The sequence below is a fragment of the Affinirhizobium straminoryzae genome (assembly GCF_007004135.1).
Taxonomy (GTDB): Bacteria; Pseudomonadota; Alphaproteobacteria; order Rhizobiales; family Rhizobiaceae; genus Neorhizobium; species Neorhizobium straminoryzae.
Genome location: NZ_VJMG01000075.1, coordinates 1 through 20,746, shown reverse-complemented (window position 1 = coordinate 20,746; position 20,746 = coordinate 1). Strand labels below are relative to the sequence as shown.

Genomic DNA, 20,746 nt, shown 5'->3' with positions numbered 1-20,746 from the left:
GGAAGCCGCCATGGCGCGCCCCGACAAGCTGAAACTCGGCACCTTCGTCTATACCTTCGGTTTCAACCCGGCTGCCTGGCGCCATCCGGATGTGGACGTCAACGGCGCCAACCGCATCGACCACCTGCTGAACGTGGCGAAGATGTCGGAGGCGGCAAAATTCGACTTCATGTTCCTGGCGGATTCGCCGGCGGCTGCCATCGGCGATCCGGAGGCCCTGTCGCGCTCGCCGACCAAGATGAACCGCTTCGAACCTCTGTCGCTGATTTCGGCGCTCTCGGTGCTGACGGAGAGGATCGGCTTCGTCGCCACGGCGTCCACCAGTTTCTACGAGCCCTTCAATCTCGCCCGCATCTTTGCCTCGATCGATCACCTGAGCGGCGGCCGCGCCTGCTGGAACGTGGTGACCTCCGACCATGACGAGACCGGCTACAACTACAATTTCGACGGGCTGCCGCCGCACAGCTGGCGCTATGAACGCGGCGCGGAATTCGTCGATGTCGTTTTCGGTCTCTGGGACAGCTACGAGCCCGATGCCCTGATCCTCGACAAGGCCTCCGGGCTCTACTACGACAAGGACAAGCTGCACACGCTGAACCACAAGGGCACACATTTCCAGGTGCGCGGGCCGCTTAACATCGCCGCCTCGCCGCAGGGGCGTCCGGTGATTGCGCAGGCCGGCGGATCCGAACCGGGTATGGAGCTTGCCGCCCGCACCGCCGAGATCGTCTTCAGCCTTGCCTCCAGCCTGGAGCGCAACAAGGCCTTTGCCGAGAACGTCAAGGGCCGCATGGCGAAGTTCGGCCGCCAGACGAGCGACCTCAAGATGATGCCGGGCGTCGTCATCAATGTCGGCGAGACGAAGGCCGAGGCACAGGCCAAGGTGAATTTCCTGATCGACAACCTGCACCCGGATGTCGGCCGCTGGATGCTGGGCGAATTCCTCGAGACCGATCTCTCCGGCGCAGCGCTTGACGAACCCTTCCCGATGGAGCGGCTGCCGGCCGAGCCGAAGGGCTCCAAGGCGCTGTTCGAGGAACTGACCGATTACATCCGCAAGGGCCACACGCTTGGCCACCTCATCCGCCATTACGCGGAAAAGAGCACCGGCAACGGCATCACCGGCACGCCGACGGAGATTGCCGATTTCATGGAGGAATGGTTCGAGGCGGGCGCCGCCGACGGTTTCATCCTGATGTGCCCGACGCTGCCGGCAAGCCTTGCCGATTTTATCCGGCTCGTGGTGCCGGAACTGCGCCGTCGCGGCCTGTTCCGCGACGACTACGAAGGGTCCACGCTGCGCGAAAACCTCGGCCTGTCGCTGCCGGCAAACCGTTATGCGGCGGCCCGGCAGCCGGGGTGACGATCACTCGTCGCCCTGGCCGCCTGTGCCCTTGCCCGAGATGATCTCGCGCTTGCCGACATGGTTTGCCGGGCCGACAAGGCCTTCCTGCTCCATCCGCTCCACCAGGGAGGCGGCACGGTTATAGCCGATCGAGAGCCGCCGCTGGATGTAGGAGGTCGAGCACTTGCGATCCTTCATCACCACCTTGACGGCCTTTTCGTAAAGGTCGTCGCTGTCGTCGGCTGCCCCCATCGGGGTGCGGTCGAACACGGCGGCGTCGCTTTCCGCCTCGTCCTCGGCATCGCTCTCGTCCTCGGTCACATTGCCGAGGTAATCCGGGCGTCCCTGCGCCTTCAGATGCGTGACGACATGCTCCACCTCGGCATCCGAGACGAAGGGGCCGTGGACGCGCATGATGCGGCCGCCGCCGGCCATATGCAGCATGTCGCCCTGGCCGAGCAGATGTTCGGCGCCCTGCTCGCCGAGAATGGTGCGGCTGTCGATCTTCGACGTCACCTGGAAAGAGATGCGCGTCGGGAAGTTCGCCTTGATCGTGCCGGTGATGACATCGACGGACGGACGCTGGGTCGCCATGATCAGGTGGATGCCGGCGGCACGTGCCATCTGCGCCAGACGCTGGATCGCCCCTTCGATCTCCTTGCCGGCCACCATCATCAGGTCGGCCATCTCGTCGACGACGACGACGATATAGGGCATGGGCGAGAGGTCGAGTTCCTGATCCTCGTAGACAATTTCCCCGGTGTTGCGGTCGAAGCCGGTCTGGACGCTGACGGTGATCGTCTCGCCCTTTTCGCGGGCTTGCGCTGCGCGGGCGTTATAGCCGTCGATATTGCGCACGCCAAGCCGCGACATCTTGCGGTAGCGGTCTTCCATCTCGCGCACGGCCCATTTCAGCGCCAGCACGGCCTTCTTGGGATCGGTCACGACAGGGGTCAGCAGATGCGGGATGCCGTCATAGACGGACAGTTCCAGCATCTTCGGATCGATCATGATCAGCCGGCATTCTTCCGGGCGCAACCGGTAGAGCAGCGACAGGATCATGGTGTTGATGGCGACCGACTTGCCGGAACCGGTGGTGCCGGCGACGAGAAGATGCGGCATCTTGGCAAGTTCCGCGATGACAGGTTCGCCGCCGATCGTCTTGCCGAGGCAAAGCGGCAGGCGATGCTTGGTTTCCCAGTAATCCTCGCATTCGATGAGTTCGCGGAAGAACACCATTTCGCGGACCGCATTCGGCAGTTCGATGCCGATCACATTGCGGCCGGGAACCACCGCAACACGGGCGGAGAGCGCCGACATGGAGCGGGCGATATCGTCTGCCAGGCCGATGACGCGCGAGGACTTGACCCCCGGTGCCGGCTCGAATTCGTAAAGCGTTACCACCGGGCCGGGGCGCACGTCGATGATCTCGCCCTTGACGCCGAAATCTTCGAGAATGCTTTCGAGAAGGCCCGCGCTCTGCTGCAGCATGTCCGGCTGCATGGCTTCGGCCTGCTGGCCATAGGGCTCCTGCAGCAGCGAGATCGGCGGGAATTCGTAGGCGTCGTCGCTGTCGCGCACGCTCAGGGCGCCGGAAAGGCCCGGAAGACCTTCGGGACGACGGCGCGACATCGGCACGATGGTGCGCACGGTCTGCGCCGGTGCGATGGGCGCAACCGGCTCTGCCGCCAGGGCGACCGGCTGCGGCTCGATAGCCGGTGCCGGTGCTTCGGGCGCGCAGGCCGGCGTTTCGAGGACGGGAGCGACCGGCGACATGACGGGCACCACCGGTTCCGGTGCGGCCGCGGGCAGCGGTTCGGCGGCGACGGGAGCGATCATCGACACGGGCGTTTCGACCGGTGCCGGGACCGGTGCGGAGACAGCTGCCGCGACGGCCGCCGCCGGCTGAAGGCTCGGCATCACCATTTTCGGCATCAGGGCGCTCGCGACCGGTCGCGGATAGCGGGTGCCGGGGCGGACTTCGCGGTAAAGCGCCGTCACGCTGTTCGGCACCAGCGGATGTTGCAGGCGCACGACCTCGGCCGGACGGCGCGGCAGTACCGCCTGCGGAACGATCACGGCGGCCGCGGGCTTGCGGGCGGGCGTGGCCGGCGACAGCGGCATCTCGCCGTCGAAGCCTGCTTCGAAGAAAGCGAAATCGGACAGCCACAGTTTGGGAGTGACCGGCGCGGAGGCCATTGCCGATGCGGTCTCGGCAGCCGGCATGTCCTGTTCCGGCAGGGCTGGCTTCACGGTTGCGGTCATGGGGTTTTCAGGCAAGGCGGCCGCGACCGGCTCTGCAGTGGCAAGCGGTTCCACGGCGGGGCCAGCCGGCACGGTGGCCGTCAGCGGCACGGAAACGGCTGAAATGACGGAGACGACCGAGGCGGATTCGGCAAAAATGGGTGCCAAGCCTGCGGCCTGCAGCACGGGGCTTGCGGTTGCCGCGCCGTTCATGCCTGCGGCTGCCGGGGCAGCCGTCTCGACCGGCGCCGGAGAAACAGTGTTCGCCATTGCCTGCGGTTCCGCCTGCGCGGCAGCCGGTTGCGGCATGTCGGGCACCGGCGTTTCCGCGACAGGGTCCGGCTTCTTCGGCCGCTTGAAAATGAGCGCGCGCGGCGAAGGTTCGGGCTTTACCTTCGGGGCCGGTGGTGTGGCCGGCTGCTGCATGGCAGACGCTACGCCCTGCAGGGCATTGACCAGCAGTTCGGGTGCCAGCGTTTCCTCGCCGGAACGCACGCTGCCGGCCATCTCGACCGGCTCCATCAGACGGCCATTGGCGGCGGGCATCCGTTCTTCGGGCGCAACGGGGGCGATCGGATCGCGCGTTCGCGGACGGGCGATCACGGCTTCCGGCGTGCGGGTGAAGCGAACATTCGGGGCCAGACGGAAGGCGGCCTGCCAGGGTGCCTGCTCCTCCACGACCTGCGTCGGGTCGACCGCCGGCGTCCTGCGATCCTCCGCAGTGCCTGCCGGATCGTACGACCCGTCCTCGGACTGCGTGGACTCGGATTTGGGGAAGTTCGTTCTGTAAAAATGCATGACACCGACCGCGTACTAGATGGCAGTGTATGAATAGAAAATAAAGGTTAATGGCTCCTTTCGCCGGAACGGACGAGAGCTGCGACGCGGTCCCTGTGGAGCCTGTTTCCACCGGTGTTGTCGATATTTATCCTTTTGAAAAGTTTTGGAAAAAATAAAAATTCACGGCGCCGTGACAAGGTTGAGGATGCGTTCTCACCCGAAGGGCTGGCCGGAAAGGATCTCGTCGGCCTCCTCGCGCTCCATGGCGACGATCCGGGCACCGATCTCGTAGCCGAAACCCTGTCTGGCGAAGGCGGAGATTTCCTTTGCCTTCTGCTTCTCATCGAGGTCGGCCCGGCGGAAGGGGCCGAAGGCGCGGCGGCGGGCATAGGCGACGCCTGCCGCCAGATCGTCCGTCGCCTGCACCGCCTCGGCGACGATCGTACGATCGACGCCCTTCTGCACCAGCGTCTGGGCAATCGCCCGCTTCGACTTGCCGGCCCGTCCGGCAGAGCGGGTGCGGATCTCGGCATAGGCCTGATCGTCCAGCGCCTTCATGTCGAGGCCGAAGGCGACGGCGCTGTCTGCCAGCGCCTGCAATTGTGTCTCGCTGATGCCCTCGAACTTTTCGCGCGCCCTGCGGCGTATCGCATCCGCCAGCTGCCGTTCGGTCATCATCCGCTTCGACAGCCGGTAGGCGGCGGAATTGCGGGCCCAGCTCAGCATGCGGGCCGTCGGGGGCGCGGAATCGGGCGGGTCGGTCTCGTCGGTCATCGTCGTTCTGGTAACCCGAAACCGCCCTGCCCGCCAGAGGCGGCTCAGGCGCTGCGGATGGTTTCGATGCGCGCCATGCCGCCGACCTGCACGGCGACATCCTGCCAGACGGTTCTGGCTCCCGCCTGCCAGGCTTCCGGGACCTCCGGCGCCAGCACCTGACCGCCATGCGCCCGTGCGACCTCCATCGAGCGCGCCTCGTCCTCGGCGATCAGACGGTTGAAGGTCTGGGCGCCCGCCTCGGCCGCCTGACGCAGCACGGCGCGGTCTTGATCGGACAGCCCCTGCCAGAAGGAGGCGGCGAAGAAGACGACGCCCGAGGCGCGGATATGGCCGGTCTGCGTCAGATAGGGCACGACCTCATACAGCTTGAAACCGGCATAGGCGGATTTGGTGAGATCCATCGCATCGACGACGCCGGTGGAGAGCGCATTATAGGTTTCGGTGATCGGGATGCCGACCGGGGCCGCGCCATAGGCGCTCCACAGCCTGGTGTGCAGCGGGCTCTGGATCACCCGGATGCGCTTGCCGGCCAGCTGGTCCGGGCGCGTCACCGGCTCTTTGGTCAAGAGATGGCGGGCGCCGTAATCGATGAAGCTGCAGGCGATGAAATTCTGCGCGGCAAGCTTTGCCGTCAGGTCCGCGCCGACCGCTCCCGTCACCACGCGGCGCACATGATCGGCATCGCGATACAGGAACGGAAGATCGAGCACCTGCAGGTCCGGCACCCAGCCGGTCAGCGCCGAGACCGTGGAGAGGCTGGCCTGGACGGAGCCGAGCCTCGTGGCTTCCGCCACCTCCTTTTCGCCACCGAGCGCGCCATTGGCAACGATGTTGAAGCGGAAGCGGCCGGGCAGTGCCTGTTCCACCTGTTCGGCGATGCGGCGCCAGATCAGGGTTTCCGGCTTGTCCTCGCCAAGCAGCGAGGCCACCGTGATGGTGGTGGTGCGGGCCTCTGCCGGCCGCCACAGGGCGGGCGCTGCCAGAATGGCCGAGGCGGCAAGCAGGGAACGGCGGGAGAGGAGCACCATCGGAAACCTCGTCAGAACATCAGGGTTGCAAGGGAGAGGATGAGCAGCGCGACCAGGAGCGCAAACAGATAGGGCAGCACGGCCCGGAACAGCTGCGCCGCCTGAACGCCGGTGACGCCGGAGACGACGAAGATCAGCATGCCGAGCGGCGGCGTCAGCCCGTGGATCATCAGGTTGACCACCAGAATGACCCCGAAATGGATCGGATCGATCCCGGCCGCTGTCGCGACCGGCAGCAGGATCGGGCCGAGCAGCAGGATCGCCGCGCCGATATCCAGCACCAGTCCGGCCAGAAGTAGCACCAGATTGGCCATCAGAAGCACGAGCCAAGGGCTGCTTCCGAAGGAATGCACCGCCCCGGCAATCAGGTTGCCGACATCGTCCACCGCCAGCAGGAAGGCGAAGGGGCCGGCCGAGCCGATCAAAAGGCCGATGGCGCCGGCCTCTGTTGCCGTCTGTCGAAAGCTTGCCAGCAGGTGCCGGCGGTCGAGCCGTGCGCCAAGCGCAAGGCACAGCGTGTAGCCGGCCGCCAGCGCCGCCGCCTCCGTGGTCGTGACCACGCCGAAGCGGATGCCGACGACGACGATGATGCCGAGACCGAAGGCGGGCAGCGCCGAAAGGGCGGCCCTGCCGCGCTCTGCCGCCGTGGCGGGACGTCCTTCCGGACGCGCCCGCACCGAGAGGTGAATGGCGACGGCAAGACACAGCGCCATCAGCCCGCCCGCCACGAAGCCGCCGGAGAGCAGCGAACCGACGGACAGATTGGTGGCGGCGGCCAGCAGCAGGAAGGCGATCGAGGGCGGTATGACGTTGTCGAGCACGGAGGCCGCGGCAATGATCGCGCCGGCCTGCGCCGGCGGATAGCCGTTGCGCACCAGCTGCGGCTGGAAGGTCGCGGCGCCGAAGGCGGCATTGGCGACCGAGGATCCGGACGCGCCGGAAAAGATCACGCTGGTCAGCAGCACGGTCTGGGCAAGGCCGGCGCGCCGGTGGCCGACGAGGGTTGCGGCAAAGCGCACCAGCCGGTCGGCGGCGCCGGATGCCGTCAGCAACCCGCCGGCCAGCAGGAAGAAGGGAATGGCGAGCAGCAGGAATTTCGACATGCCGTTGACCGCAGCCGCCACCAGCGCCGGTTCCGGCAGGCTGCTGCCGAACAGGCGCGCCAGCGAGGCGGCGGCAAGGAAGGCATGCGCCAGCGGCGCGGCGCAGATGAGGCCGAGACCCGCCATCAGCGCCAGCCAAAGGCTGGGCGGCCAGTCGCCGCCAAGATCGAAACGGGCGGCGGCAAACTGGAGCGCAAGCCCGAGGGCGAGCGAGAGGCCGAGGCCGGCCGCCCTGCCCTCGGAGAGCCGCCGGAGACCGAGCATCAGAAGCAGCAGCCCGCCTCCGGTGGTGACGAAGGCATAGCGCACCCATTCCGGCAGGCCGAGCGTCGGCGAGGTGCCGCCGAGCATGCCGATGGTTGCCGCAGCGCCGCCGATCAGGGCCAGCGCCGCCACCATGCTGATGGCGTCGGCGAGGATATCGACGGCCGCGCCGGCATTTTTTCCCAGCAGCCGACGCCCCACATCAAAGCGCATCGACAGCGGCCCCGTCAGCGACAAGGGTGCGGCAACCGAAATCAGCGCCAGATTCAGCCAGATGCCCAGGTCCTCTGCCCCGATGAAGCCTGCCTGGAAGACGTAGCGCAGCGTGACGTTGACCAGCACCAGCGCCATCAGCGCAAAGAGCAGCAGCGCGGCCAGCGTGCCGAGGAGCTTCTCCAGCCCGCCGAGGCAATACCGGATCATGCGGTCCACCAGGCGTGAAAATGATGCACCGGCCCCCTGCCCTGCCCGACACGCAGGGCGCGACCGGCCGTAAGCGCCGCATGCAGATAGATCTTCGCCGCCCGGCAGGCCTCCGTCAGTGTCAGGCCCCTTGCGAGATGGGCGGTAACGGCGGCGGCCAGCGTGCAGCCGGTGCCATGGTCATTGCGGGTGTCGATGCGGGGCGCTGCAAATTCCGAGACATCGGTGTCCGTCACCAGCAGATCGGTACTCGTCTCGCCCGTTCCGTGCCCGCCCTTCATCAGCACGGCCTTCGCCCCGAAACCGAGGATGATGCGGGCCTGACCGATCATCTCCTCCGGCGTCGCCGCCATGGGGCGGCCGGTCAGAAGGGCTGCCTCCGCAAGATTCGGCGTGACCACATGGGCGAGCGGCAGCAGCTCTCCCACCAGCGCCGCCATTGCATCCTCGCGCAGCAGGCGGTCGCCGGAGGTGGCCACCATCACCGGATCGACCACGATCGGGCCGGCAAAGGGCGCGAGACGCCCGGCGATCACGCCGATGGTTTCGGCCCGCGACACCATGCCGATCTTCACCGCATCGACGGCGAGATCGCCGAGCACCGCATCGAGCTGCGCGGCGATGATGGAGGGCGAGATGTCCTCGACGGCCGTCACGCCGCGGGTGTTCTGGGCCGTCACCGCCGTCAGCACGCTTGCGGCATAGGCGCCGAGCGCGGAAAAGGTCTTGATGTCGGCCTGGATGCCGGCGCCGGCGCCGCTGTCGGATCCGGCAATGGTGAGAGCAATCGCAGTCATGCCTGTCTCTCCTTCAGGCCGTGGTCGATGGTGGTGCGGAAGCCGCGGATGGCGGCCTCGATGTCATCGGCGCGAAACAGCGCGGAAATCGCCGCCACGCCATCGGCGCCTGCGGCGATCACGTCGGGGATGCGCGTCAGCGTGATGCCGGCAATGGCGCCGACGGGAAGCGCGGGGTTGATAGCGCGGATCTGCCGGCGCAGCGCCTTCAGTCCGTCGAGACCGACCGGCGGGTTCGGGTTGACCTTGGAGAGCGTCTCGAACACTCCGCCGATGCAGGCATAATCGACGGGTGCCGTGCCGGCGCGGGTCGCATCCTCCGGTGTCTTCACGGTCAGGCCGATGATCGCGCGGGGGCCGAGAAGCGCGCGCGCCTGCTCGGCCTCCATGTCCTCTGCGCCGAGATGCACGCCGTCGGCGCCGGCCGCCAGCGCCACATCCACCCGGTCGTTGACGACGAAGGCAATGCCGGTGTCGGCGAGCGCTGCCCGGATCGCGCCGGCGCGTTCGATCATCAGGCGTGTCGAGGCTGTCTTGTCGCGATACTGGATGAGGGTTGCGCCGGCGCGGGCGGCGCGGGCCGCCAGATCCGGCAGCGGCGCCACATCGGCAAGCGCGGCATCGACGATGGCAATCAGACGGTAATCAAGCGGTCGCATGGCGGATCCTTGCGTGTTTCAGGAGGTCATCGGCGCTGAGCGAGGCGAGCGTGTCGAGGAAGGCGATGCCGAAGCTGCCGGGGCCGCGCGCCTCGGGCGCGGCAAGCTCCGCCGCAACGCCGGTCGTCGCAAGCGCCGCCGCCGCCGCCTTCAGCGCATTGCCCTCGACCGCCAGAAACGCCGCAATGACGCCGCCCGACAGGCAGCCCGTGCCTGTGACGCCCGCCATCCAGACATGGCCGTTCTCGACGGTGACCTGGACGCTTCCATCGCTGAGATGGTCGACCGGTCCGGTCTCGATGGCGAGGCTGGCGCGCACCTCGCCGATCAGGGCCATTTCCGCCCGGTTGCCGCGCACGACGGTGGGGCCGAGCGCGATCAGATCGCGGGCAAAGGCGAGCCGGCCCGGCGAGTAATCGCAATGCACGGGATCGAGGATCCAGGGCTTGCCGCCGGCATTCGCCATGTCGACGGCGATGCGGATGACGTGACGGCGCTCGGCATCCAGCGTGCCGAGATTGACGGTCAGCACGTCGGCGCGGGCCACGAAGTCGGCGATCTCGTCCAGCGACGATGTCATCGAGGGAATGGCGCCGACGGCGGTGATGCCGTCGGCCGTGAACTTCTGCACCACCGAATTCATCAGGCAATGCACGCGCGGCCGCCTTGCGCGCACCCGTGCCAGAAGCTCGGCCGCATCCGCGGCGGTCGGGCGGGAAACGCTCTCGTTCATTTCAGCTCCACCGCAATGTCTTCGACGGCCGGAGCCGAGGGGATCAGCTTGCTGTCGGCCATGAAGGCGCCGAAGCGGGCGTAGCGGGCGCGATCGAGCGCTGCGGGGCGCTTGGCAAAGCGCGGCAGCGTGTCGAGGAAGGCCGTGTGGTTGAGCTCGTCATTGAGGTTCGGATAGGCCTTCACGAACAGGTCCCAGCCCTCCTGCGGATGGTTGGTGATGAAGATGGCGGCCTTCTCCACCGCATGCAGGAAGCGCGGCAGCCGGCTGTCCGTCACAAGATCCGGGCGGGTGACGAAGATCAGCTCGTCATAGGCCGGAACGCCATGCTCCTCGGGAAAGAAGGCAAGCCCAGGATGCCCTTCGAGCTTCATCTGGGTCAGCTCGAAATTGCGGAAGCTGCCGACCGTTGCATCCACCTTGCCGCCGATCAGCGAGGGCGAGAGCGAGAAGTTGACGTTGATCAGCTCGGCATCGGTCAGTTCCACGCCTTCGGAGGCCAGCATGCGCTTCAGCATCGCCTCTTCGAAGCCCGCGACGGAAAAGCCGATCTTCTTGCCCTTCAGGTCCTTCAGGCTCTTGATCGGGCCGTCCGCCAGCACGGTCACGGTGTTGAGCGGCGTCTCGACCAGCGTTCCGAAACGCATCAGCGGCAGGCCGGCGGCATGGTCGAGGTAGAGATTGGGCTGGTAGTGGATGCCGATATCGGCCTGCCGGGTGGCGACCAGACGCGGCACCGCCGAGGCATCGGAGGGCGCGATCAGCTCCACATCCAGCCCTTCCTCGGCGAAATAGCCCTTCTGGGCGGCAATCACCATCGGCGCATGGTCGGGATTGACGAACCATTCGAGGAGAACGCTGAGCTTGTCGGCAGCCTGCGAGGAGGCGGGAGCGAGCGCCAGCAGAAGCGCCGTTGTGAGCGCGCGGATCGATCGTTTCATCCGTTGGTTTTCCTTCTGAGGGAGACGTGATGGGAGGAGATGTCGGTCTTCTCCGGTGCCCAGGGCACGAGGCCGGCCGTCAGACGATCGACGGCAAGCCGCAGGAGAAGGGTGAAGAGGGCGAGCACCGCCACGGCCGCAAACAGGATGTCGGTTTGCAGGCGGGCATTTGCCTGCATCATGATGAAGCCGAGGCCGGCCGCCGCCCCCACCCATTCGCCGACGACGGCGCCGAGCGGCGCAAGCGGGGCGGCCACCCGAAGCCCGGAGATGAGCGCCGGCAGCGCCAGCGGCAGGCGCAGCTTCAGGAGCACCTGAAAATGGCTGGCCGGCGTCAGCGCCGCCGCATCGAGCAGCACGGGATCGGTGCGGTTCAGCCCGTCGGCAAAGGCGGAGGCGACGGGAAAGAAGATGATGATCACCGTCATCGCCACCTTCGAGGCGAGCCCGAAGCCCAGCCAGAGGACGAGAACCGGGGCCAGCACGAAGACCGGCAGTGCCTGCAGGATCAGAACCAGCGGCCAGACAAGCCCGCCAAGCCTCGGCCAGGCGGCGATCGCCAGCGCAGTTGCCGCCCCCAGCAGGCTGCCGAGCACGAGGCCGACGAGGATTTCGCCGGCGGTCACCAGTGTATGGTGCAGCAGGAAAGCCGGCTGGCGCAGAAAAACCTGCAGCACGGCTTCGGGCGCGGGCAGCAGATAGCGGGGCGGCTCGAACAGCGTGACGACGCCCTGCCACAAAAGCAGCAGGACGAGGAGTGCCGAGCCCGTGCGGGCCATCGACATCAGCAATCAGCCCGTCGGCAGACCGGACCTGATGCGGAGGCTGGGGTGACCCCTCAGGGGGTGAAGCAGGAATGACATCGCGATCTCCAGAGCCGGACAGCAGGGAGACCCAGGTGAAGCGGAGAAGAGAAATGGCGAGATGGGCCGCAAGGGCGGGCTTTTCGCGTTTTCCGTTCCTACGCCGGCATGACCCGGATCAGGTTCAAGGGTCCGGCTCACCGCCATCTCAGCATCGTACGATGCCCCCCTCGGAATAGCCCAAGCTTTGTGGAATTCGCCCCGAATGTCAATTGCCTGTGCGGGACGATTTGCAGGGCTGTGCAAGACGTTGCCAGTCGCGTGCCGGGGCGGTAGACCTTGGCCCATGGCTTTCAGGTTCGTTCACACCGCCGATCTTCACCTCGATTCCCCGCTTCGCTCGCTGTCGCTGCGCAATCCGGAGCTTGCCGCGCTGGTGGGCGATGCCACGCGCCAGGCGCTGGTGCGCATCGTCGATCTGTGCCTGGAGGAGCAGGTCGATGCGCTGATGATCGCCGGCGATCTCTATGACGGCGACCAGACCTCGATGAAGACCGCACGGTTTCTGGCAACCCAGATGCAGCGGCTGCACGAGGCCGGCATTGCCGTCTTCAAGATCCGCGGCAACCATGATGCGCTCTCGAAGATCACCCAGGAACTGGTGCTGCCGCCGTCGGTAAAGGTGTTCGGCGGCCGGGCCGAGGCGGTGGAACTGAAGCGCGGCGGGCTTGCCGTCGCCATTCATGGCATCAGCTTTGCAAGGCCCCAGGCGCCGGACAGCCTGCTGCCGAAATACAAGGCGCCGATCGGCGGCGCGGTCAATATCGGGCTGATGCATACCAGCCTCGCCGGCGCGCCTGGTCACGATCCCTACGCGCCCTGCTCCGTCGCAGACCTGCATGCGCACGGCTTCCACTACTGGGGGCTTGGCCACATCCACCAGCGCACCCATCATGCCGGCGAGCGCATGGTGATCATGCCCGGCATGCCGCAGGGGCGCGACATCAACGAGGCCGGCGAAAAGACGGTGTCGCTGGTCACCATCGGCGAGGATGGCGCGGTGTCCGTGGAGGAGCGGCTGACCAGCCTTGCCCAGTTCGCCCGGGTGACGGTGGACGTGTCGGCGGCGGCCGACTGGCGCGGCCTGATGGACCGGATCGGGCAGGCGCTCGAGACCGAACGGGCCCGCACGCGCTCCGACCATCTGGTGGCGCGACTGCGGCTGACGGGGGAAAGCGGGCTCGCTTTCCGACTTCGGCGCGACCTCGATCTGCTGCTCGCCGAAGCCGAGCAGCGGGCGGAGCGGACCGGCCGCACCTGGGTGGAGAAGCTGGAGCTTGCCGTCGTTACCCCGTCCTTGCCAGGTCAGGCCGTATCCGGCGATCCGGTGCAGGAACTGGGCGTGCTGATGCGCGAGGAGGTGCTGCCCGCCCACGCCTTTCGCCAGGAGGTGCGCGATCTGGTGCAGGGCCTGCTGGACGACCTGCCGCCCGAGGCACGCCGGCTGGCCGGCCATGATGCCGCTGCCTTCGATGCCTTCGTGGACACGGTGATCCGTGAAGGCAGCGAGGATCTCGTTGCCCGTCTTGCGGCAGCCACCGGGGAGGAAGGCTGATGCGTCTCCGGCGTCTCGACCTTACCCGCTACGGCAAGTTTACCGATCAGGCGATCGATTTCGGTCCGGCGATTTCCGGTGCGCCGGACCTGCACATCGTCTACGGCCTCAACGAGGCGGGCAAGTCCACCGCCTTTTCCGCCTATCTCGACCTGCTGTTCGGCATACCGGAGCGCAGCGGCTACAATTTCCTGCATGCCTACAACGCCATGCAGGTGGGGGCCGTGCTGGAATTCGACGGTGCCGAGCACCCGCTGGTGCGGTTGAAGCAGCGCAGCCAGGCGCTGGTCGATCCGCGTGGCCAGCCGGTCAACGAGGCCTTGCTGTCGTCTGCGCTTGGCGGCATCAGCCGCGAGTCCTATCGCACCATGTTCTCGCTGGACGACCGCTCGCTGCGCGATGGCGGGGCAGCGATCCTGGAAAGCAAGGGCGATCTGGGCGAGATGCTGTTCTCCGCAAGCTCGGGGCTTGCCGATATCAGCCGGGTTCTTGCCGCAGCCAGCGAGGAGGCGCACCAGTTTCATCGCAAGCGGGCCCGCAACACCGCGCTTGCCGAACTGAAGCAGCAATTGGCCGCCCTGAAGACCGAACGCGAGGCGATCGATACCTATGCCTCGGCCTATGCGGGCCTCGTCGCCACGCAGGCACAGGCGGACAAGGCCTATGCCGAGGTACTGGCCGAGCTTTCCGCCGCGCGAACCCGGCAGGCGCATCTGGTCTCGCTGCAGCGCGCCCTGCCTTTGTCGCGTGAACTGGCGCGCCTCTCGGCCGAGGCGGATGCCCATGCCGATCTGCCCCGGCCGCCGCGGGAATGGGCGGCACTTCTGCCGGAGCTGATGCGCGACGAAACCCGGCTGCAGACCAGAAGCGATGGCCTTGATGCCGCGATCTCCCGGCTGGAGCAGGACCTTGCCGCCATCACGCCGGATGCGGCCGTTCTTTCGCTCTCTGCCCGCATTGCCGCCCTCGATGACGGCCGTGCCCGCTACCAGACGGCGGAAAACGACCTGCCCAAGCGTCGCCTGGCGCTGTCCGAGCAGGATGCCGCTCTGGGACGGGCGCTCTCCGCACTCGGCCAGCCGGCCGGCACCGATGCCGCAGGCCTTGTCCTGCCCGCAGCCCTGTCCGGAACCTTGCGCGACCTTATCGAAACCCGGTCCGGCATTGCGGCAACCCGGGTAAATGCCGCGCGCGAGATGGAGCGGGTGCGTCTTGCGCTTGGCGATCTGGAGGCAAGGCTGGACCAGCAAGGCGGTGGCACGACACCCTCCGCCGCCCTGATGCGCCGGCTGGACAGTGCGGTCGCCGCCTTGCAGAAGGGCGAGTTGCAGACGCGGCTTCGATCCGAAAGCCGTTCCAGCCGGGAGGTTGCCGAAAACCTGCAGCGCGCGCTCGACAGGCTGCAGCCCTGGCAGGGCGATGTAGAGGAACTGGCAGGACAGGATGGCGCCGATGCCCGGCAGATCGACAGCTGGCGCCAGCGCGCCGCCGAGATCGAGCGGCGCGCCGAGCGGAGCCGCGAGCGCCAGCGGGAGCTGGCCACCCGTCTGGCGGAGGTCACGGCCCGGCTGAAGGCGGTGCAGGGTGCCGGTCCGGCCATCGACGATGCCGCGGCCACCGCTGCGCGCGCAGCCCGTGATGCTGCCTGGCAGGTTCATCGGGCCCGCCTCGATGGCGAGAGCGCCGAACAGTTCGAGGAGAAGCTCGGGCTGGATGACCGGCTGGCGGAGGCCCGCCTTGCCCGCGCCAGCGATCTGGCGGAACTGCGGCAACTGCAGCAGGAGGCGGAGCTTTGCCGCGTCGGTCTTGCGCGCGAAGAGGCGCTGGTGGACGAGGCTGCGGCGGAGATGGATGCGCTCCGGCGGTCGGTGGAGGGCGCCTTCCCCTTCCCGGTTTCTGCGACGGTGGAGATGGCAAGCCTGCTCTCCCGGCTGGACGAGTGGCGGCTGAGACGCAGCGAAGCGCTCTCGTTAACCGAAACGCTGCGGCAGGCCGAAGCCCGCAGGAGGGCCTGCAAGGATGATCTGGACGAGGCGCTGGATCGACTGCGCATCGTTCTGGAGGAGCTTGGCTGGCCCGTCGAGGACGGTGCCGATCCGCGCCTGCTGATCGACGGGGCCGCCGACCGGCTGGCGGAGTTGCAGACCACGCTTGCCGAGCGCAGGGGGATGGACAACCGGCTGGCGGATCTGCGCCGCGACCTGTCGGAACGGCAGCGCGATCTGGCCGAGGCCGAGGCTGCCGAGGCCCGCTGGTCGGCCGATTGGAGCGCCGCACTTGCCCGCACCTGGTTCGGCCACGAAACCGATCCGGCCGCCGTGCGTGCCATTCTCGATGCGCTCGCCGACCTGCCGGCGATCCTGCGCGAACGCGAGCAGCTGTTCCAGCGCATCCAGCAGATGGAGCGCGACATGCAGGCCTTTGCCGTAGAGGTGGATGCCCTGCGCGACACCTTGCACTGGCCGGACGAGGGGCTGTCGCCACGCGATCTCGCCGGCCAGCTGGCTGCCCGCAAGGCGGAGGCGGAGCGCGAGCGGGACCGTGAGAGCGCCAAGGCCGAGGATCTGCGGCATGCGCAGGCCGAGCGTGCCGACCTGCAGCGTGCAATCGACGCCCATCGCACCCGCCGGCAGGACCTGCTCGACTTCTTCGGCGTGGAGACGCTGGTCGAGGCCAGCCTGCAGTTGCAGCGGGCCGCCGAACGCGACCATCTGGAGCGACGGCTCGGCGAACTCAGGGCGAACCTGCTCGGCGAACTGAAGGTCGCAACGCTGCCTGAAGCGGATGCGCTGCTGGCGGAAGCAGATGCCGATGCCGTGGCGCGCGAAGCAGACGAGCTTTCCGAGCGGATCGACAATCTTGCCGAACGCAGCCGCATGCTGTTTGCGGAGCTGACGCGCGCCCGGGACCGGGTCGACGCGGTCGGCGGCGACGATGCCGTCGCCAAGCTTGAGGCGCGCCGCTCCACGCTTCTCCTCGATATCGAGGAGCGCGCGCTGTCCTATCTGAAACTGCGGGCCGGCACGCTGGCGGCGGAAAGCGCGCTGTCGCTCTACCGCGAACGCCACCGCAGCTCGATGATGAAGCGCGCCTCCGAGGCCTTTCGCCAGATCACCCGTGGCGATTATTCCGGCCTTGCCGCCCTGCCGGACAAGGATCGCGAGGTACTGATCGGGGTGGCGCGTGACGGGGCGTCGCGGCTCTCCGAGGTGATGTCGACCGGCACGCGCTACCAGCTCTATCTGGCGCTGCGGCTTGCCGGCTATGAGGAACTGGCCGCCGTGCGCGCGCCGGTGCCTTTCATCGCCGATGACATCATGGAAACCTTCGATGAATTGCGCTCGGAAGAGGTGTTCCGGCTTTTCGGCCAGATGGCGCAGCTCGGCCAGGTGATCTACCTGACCCACCACCGTCATCTCTGCGAGATTGCCCAGGCCGTGGTGCCGGAGGTGCGCATCCACACCCTGTGACGGGGTGGCGGCTTAGACCACGTCCGAGCCAAAAGTGCGTCAGCGGTTTTGCGTCCGGACTGCGTGAAAACAAAGAGATAGAGCATTTCAGGTGATCTGGTTTTCACCGGAAAGGCTCTAGAAATCCCAGGGATTGACGAGATCGAGCCCGCAGGTGAGGAAATCGCCGGTGTTGCGGGTGGCAAGCCGCCCGCCATGTGCGCGTGCAATCGCCGCAATCATGCCGTCGGGGGCCGACATACCCCGGCCCTGCCGTGCAGCCTCGCCCATCAGGAGGCCGTAGATCAGCGCCGTCTCCTCGGTAAAAGCAAAGATGCGGTCGGCAAAACGCCGGCGCCAGTCGGTCAGCCCCTGTTCCAGTCGCTCGGCCCGCTGGTCCGGCCGGATCTTGGCGATACCGTAGGCAATCTCGCCGATCACCACCGAAGACAGCGCGATTTCCGCATCATGGCGCACCAGCCACGCGATCACCGCCTCCGACGGTGCCTTCTTCAGCGTCTCGGAGAGGACATTGGTATCGATGAAGATCAAAGATCGATCCCCGCATGCGGGGCGCGCCCGGCGCGGATGATCGCGTCCAGATCGATCTCCGTGCCGGACTGGTCGGTCAGACGGGCATAGAAGGCACGCGCCGGCTCGCGGCCCGCCTCGCGGATCTCGTAGGATTCGAGCGCCCGTTCGACGATATCGGCAATCGACCGGTTCTCGCGGCGGGCGAGCCGGTGCGCCAGGTCACGCGCCTTGGCGCTGCGGACAGAGAGTTGCGGTTCGGCCATCGGGTTGCTCCTTCTGGCCCTCACTATAGGGGAACCGGCACGAGCCATCAAGATGGCAGATGCCAGCCAGATGGCTGATCAGGCCACCGCGTCGTCCCGCTGGTTTGCCGCGCGGCGGGCGATCTCGCTCTCCGCATGCGCCATCATCAGCGGTGCCACGCCCTTGATGTCGTCGTCGCGCAGTGTTTCCGACAGATAATAACCGGGCGTTCCGTCGCGATAGTGACCGTCGAAACCGCCAAGGCCCGCCACGCAGCATATCTGCTGCAGCACTGTGCGGCCATTGGCATCAGGGGCCAGCGCATGCCGGGTCAGGCTGATCACCGCTTCGGCGCCGATCCGGCCCGCCGCGTCCCGAATGCCAAGGCGCGCAGCCTTGAGGAACGCATAGGCGAACATGGCGGTGGCCGAGCTTTCGGCATAGTTGCCGGCAAGCTCCGGCTGGTCGATGACCTGCAGCCAGCGCCCGTCCACGGTGCGCAGCTTCGCAAGCACCGACAGCAGTGCAGCGAGTCGTCCAGCAAGATCGTCGCGACCGGCACCGGCCGGCAGCGTCTCCACCATGTCGACCATGGCCATGGCGAGCCAGCCGATGGAGCGGGCCCAATGCGCCGGCGAAAGCCCGGTCACCGGATCCGCCCAGGCCTGCAGGCGTTCCTCGTCATAGCCGTGACGGTAGAGCCCGCTCGCCGCGTCGAAGGTGAGATCAAGCGCCGTCAGCATTTCGGAGAGCGCCTGGTGGGCAAGATCCGCCTGCCCGGAAAGCCCTGCATATTCCAGCTTGAACGGCAGCGCCATATAGAGCCCGTCGAGCCAGACCTGATGCGGATAGCGCAGCTTGTGCCAATGCGGCCCCGCGCCAATGCGCGGATGGGTCTGGAACTGCCTGACCAGATGGTCCACCGCCGTGCGATAGCGCGTCTCACCGGTCTTTTGCGCCAGATAGACCAGCGCCCGTCCCGGCAGCACATTGTCGATATTGTATTCGGTGATCGTATAGCCGGCGATGGACCCGGCCGCATCCACCTGCCCGTTGACGAGCCGCGTCAGGTGCTCGAACCAGTGCCGTTCACCGGTTGCCTCATGCAGCGCGATCAGGCCGCGATAGAGGCAGCCGTCCTCGTAGCACCAGCTGCCCGACTTGTAATAGGCATAGTCACGGGCATAGGCATCGAAATAGTCGGTCAGGCTCACGGTCATACGGCAATACTCTGTGTCGGACGGGAAAGATGAAGGCCGGCGGGGCGGGTGAGGCTCGCATGCTCGAGGATGATCTCGGCGTGACGCAGCGGCGCGAAACCGCAGGCCATGTCCGGTACATCCGCCTGCGCCTCCGGATCGAAGCCGACCCGGTAATTCTCGATGGTGATGCCGGTGATCGGCGCTTCCGGCAGGCCGTAGAAGGCCGCCGCGGCCACCGCGACATTTTCCGCCACCACATCACGGATGGTGATGTCGGTGACAACAGGCGTGGCATCCGTCACCGGTAGCGGCTCGCGGGATTGCACATAGTCGGAGCGGCCGTCGGCATCGCAGAAATAGAAGCTGTTGATGACGAGCGGTGTCGCCACCCGGTCCATCACGCAGCCTTCCAGCGCGATCCTTTCCACGCGGCCGCCCCGGCCCCGCCGCGTCTTCACGCGCAGGCCGCGGTCGGTTTCACGCAGTTCGCAGCGGCGCACTGTCACATCGCGCACCGAGCCGCTCATCTCGCTGCCGATCACGATACCGCCATGGCCGCGCTGCATGCGGCAGTTTTCCACGACAATGCGCTCGCAGGGCTGGTCCAGCCCGCCCTTCGGATCGCGTTTGCCCGCCTTGATGGCGATGCAGTCATCGCCGACGGAGAAAGACAGGCCGCTGAGGCGCACATCCCGGCTGCATTCCGGGTTCAGGCCGTCGGTATTGGGCGAGAGAGGATCGTTCTCGATGACGAGATCTGCCGCCAGAACGTCGCTGCAGAACACCGGATGAATGGTCCAGGAGGGCGAGTTGCGCACGGTGATGCCGGTCAGGCGGACATTTTGTCCGTGCGAGAGAAACAGGGTGCGCGGCCGGCGCGCCCCATAGCGCGTTTCCTTGGGCCAGCTCCACCAGTCGCCGCGATCGCCGCCGCCATCGATGGTGCCGGCGCCGGTGATCGTCAAACCGGTGCAGTCGAGCGCCGTCACCAGGCTTGCGAAGCAGGGCTCCGCCACCCCTTCCCAGGTGCCGAGCACGCGGTGATCGGCATGGCGGGCCGCAAGCACCGGATAGCGGGCGCGATCCGGATGGCCAGACAGCACCGCCCCGTCCTCCAGAAGCAGGGTCATGTCGCTCTTGAGGAAGATCGGTCCGCTCTGAAAGCGTCCGCGCGGGATCTTCAGCGTGCCCTGCGGCGGCAGCCGGTCGATGGCGGCCTGGATCGCCGCCGCATTATCGTCGGCCGTGGGGCTCGCTCCGCAATCGGTAATGTCGATGAGGGCGCTTTCCGCCGCCGTGGTGAAGCCAAGGCGCGCACCGGCCACCTCCAGCCGGTAGGTCTGCCCCGGCAGGAGGCCGTGCAGGGTCGTCACCACCCGGTCGGTCTGCCCCTCGGCCACGCGCTCTCCCGCTGCGTCGTCGAGACGCCAGGTCTTTGCGGTGGTCAGCGCAAAATGGTTCTCGGCTGCATCGAGGCTGAAGGTCGCCGTGCGCGGGGTTGCCGCCAGAAGCGCAAGCGTGGGCATGCCGGTCATTCCTTGTGTCATGGGAGGGCGGTCCCCGGCGTTGCGGGGACCGCCCGGTCGCATCAGAACTTTTTCAGCACGCCGTTGACGCCTTCGATGATCTGCTCGGCGGCATCCTTGGCGCTGATCTGCTCGTAGCCATACTCTTCCAGCGTATCGAGGAAGACGGCGCGGATTTCCGGATGCTCGTTGAGCGGCGAGACGGTCGGGCCGGTGCCCTTGACGATGAGGTCATGGGCGGCGGCGATCGGCGCCTCGATCTTGCCGGCATCGGCCAGCA

16 protein-coding genes, 1 pseudogene and 1 riboswitch are annotated in these 20,746 nt (G+C 67.1%); of the genes and pseudogenes, 3 read left to right on the top strand and 14 right to left on the bottom strand.

What is annotated here, in order from left to right:
• The first annotated feature begins 10 nt into the window (after positions 1–10).
• Entirely contained in the window at positions 11–1,363 is a 1,353-nt protein-coding gene (locus tag FNA46_RS21915; protein WP_143127346.1) for an LLM class flavin-dependent oxidoreductase, read from the top strand.
• A gap of 3 nt (positions 1,364–1,366) precedes the next feature.
• On the opposite strand, the gene FNA46_RS21910 is transcribed toward FNA46_RS21915, so the two are convergent.
• The 9 genes from FNA46_RS21910 to FNA46_RS21870 all read right to left on the bottom strand — a co-directional run bounded on the left by FNA46_RS21910 (position 1,367) and on the right by FNA46_RS21870 (position 11,879).
• Positions 1,367–4,387, bottom strand: coding sequence for a DNA translocase FtsK (locus tag FNA46_RS21910; protein WP_143127345.1), 3,021 nt, complete (start codon positions 4,385–4,387; stop codon positions 1,367–1,369).
• A 195-nt stretch (positions 4,388–4,582) separates the two neighbouring features.
• Complete coding sequence (gene recX, locus FNA46_RS21905; protein ID WP_143127344.1) at positions 4,583–5,143, bottom strand: recombination regulator RecX; 561 nt, start codon at positions 5,141–5,143, stop codon at positions 4,583–4,585.
• A gap of 44 nt (positions 5,144–5,187) precedes the next feature.
• Entirely contained in the window at positions 5,188–6,174 is a 987-nt protein-coding gene (locus tag FNA46_RS21900; protein WP_143127343.1) for a TRAP transporter substrate-binding protein, read from the bottom strand.
• A gap of 11 nt (positions 6,175–6,185) precedes the next feature.
• Positions 6,186–7,964, bottom strand: coding sequence for a TRAP transporter large permease subunit (locus tag FNA46_RS21895; protein ID WP_143127342.1), 1,779 nt, complete (start codon positions 7,962–7,964; stop codon positions 6,186–6,188).
• Positions 7,961–8,761, bottom strand: coding sequence for a bifunctional hydroxymethylpyrimidine kinase/phosphomethylpyrimidine kinase (thiD, locus tag FNA46_RS21890; protein WP_143127341.1), 801 nt, complete (start codon positions 8,759–8,761; stop codon positions 7,961–7,963). The genes FNA46_RS21895 and thiD overlap by 4 nt, the downstream gene beginning before the upstream one ends.
• Positions 8,758–9,420 (bottom strand): thiamine phosphate synthase, encoded by a 663-nt coding sequence (gene thiE, locus FNA46_RS21885; RefSeq protein ID WP_143127340.1) that lies wholly within the window; start codon positions 9,418–9,420, stop codon positions 8,758–8,760. The genes thiD and thiE overlap by 4 nt, the downstream gene beginning before the upstream one ends.
• On the bottom strand, positions 9,407–10,153 hold the full coding sequence (locus FNA46_RS21880) for a hydroxyethylthiazole kinase (RefSeq protein WP_143127339.1): 747 nt from the start codon (positions 10,151–10,153) through the stop codon (positions 9,407–9,409). The genes thiE and FNA46_RS21880 overlap by 14 nt, the downstream gene beginning before the upstream one ends.
• A complete protein-coding gene (locus FNA46_RS21875; protein WP_143127338.1) occupies positions 10,150–11,094 on the bottom strand; it encodes an ABC transporter substrate-binding protein in 945 nt (314 codons plus the stop codon). The genes FNA46_RS21880 and FNA46_RS21875 overlap by 4 nt, the downstream gene beginning before the upstream one ends.
• Positions 11,091–11,879: an ABC transporter permease gene (locus FNA46_RS21870; RefSeq protein WP_143127337.1), complete on the bottom strand. Its 789-nt coding sequence runs from the start codon at positions 11,877–11,879 to the stop codon at positions 11,091–11,093. Before FNA46_RS21870 ends, FNA46_RS21875 begins: the two co-directional genes overlap by 4 nt.
• A 156-nt stretch (positions 11,880–12,035) precedes the next feature.
• Positions 12,036–12,138, bottom strand: a riboswitch (TPP riboswitch).
• Positions 12,139–12,243: 105 nt separating this feature from the next.
• Between FNA46_RS21870 and FNA46_RS21865 the strand changes: the two genes are divergently transcribed.
• Together FNA46_RS21865 and FNA46_RS21860 are read left to right on the top strand one after the other, a co-directional pair.
• Positions 12,244–13,512: a metallophosphoesterase family protein gene (locus tag FNA46_RS21865; RefSeq protein ID WP_143127336.1), complete on the top strand. Its 1,269-nt coding sequence runs from the start codon at positions 12,244–12,246 to the stop codon at positions 13,510–13,512.
• On the top strand, positions 13,512–16,982 hold the full coding sequence (locus FNA46_RS21860; protein WP_143127335.1) for an ATP-binding protein: 3,471 nt from the start codon (positions 13,512–13,514) through the stop codon (positions 16,980–16,982). The genes FNA46_RS21865 and FNA46_RS21860 overlap by 1 nt, the downstream gene beginning before the upstream one ends.
• A 117-nt stretch (positions 16,983–17,099) precedes the next feature.
• Here the strand turns inward: FNA46_RS21860 and FNA46_RS21855 are convergent, their stop codons facing one another.
• The 5 genes and pseudogenes from FNA46_RS21855 to FNA46_RS26200 form a co-directional block, all read right to left on the bottom strand.
• The gene (locus FNA46_RS21855) at positions 17,100–17,513 is read right to left on the bottom strand and encodes a type II toxin-antitoxin system VapC family toxin (RefSeq protein ID WP_143127334.1); all 414 of its coding nucleotides are present in this window, start codon (positions 17,511–17,513) and stop codon (positions 17,100–17,102) included.
• Positions 17,510–17,758 carry a plasmid stabilization protein gene (locus tag FNA46_RS21850; protein WP_143127333.1) on the bottom strand — a complete coding sequence of 83 codons (249 nt, stop codon included), beginning with the start codon at positions 17,756–17,758 and terminating at the stop codon, positions 17,510–17,512. Before FNA46_RS21850 ends, FNA46_RS21855 begins: the two co-directional genes overlap by 4 nt.
• Positions 17,759–17,836: 78 nt before the next feature.
• Positions 17,837–18,958, bottom strand: a complete 1,122-nt coding sequence (locus FNA46_RS21845; RefSeq protein WP_143127332.1) for a glycoside hydrolase family 88/105 protein — start codon at positions 18,956–18,958, stop codon at positions 17,837–17,839.
• Positions 18,955–20,466 carry a polygalacturonase PglA gene (gene pglA / locus FNA46_RS21840; protein WP_246103281.1) on the bottom strand — a complete coding sequence of 504 codons (1,512 nt, stop codon included), beginning with the start codon at positions 20,464–20,466 and terminating at the stop codon, positions 18,955–18,957. Before pglA ends, FNA46_RS21845 begins: the two co-directional genes overlap by 4 nt.
• Before the next feature lie 62 nt (positions 20,467–20,528).
• Positions 20,529–20,746, bottom strand: a pseudogene (locus FNA46_RS26200) (ABC transporter substrate-binding protein); the annotation flags it as partial.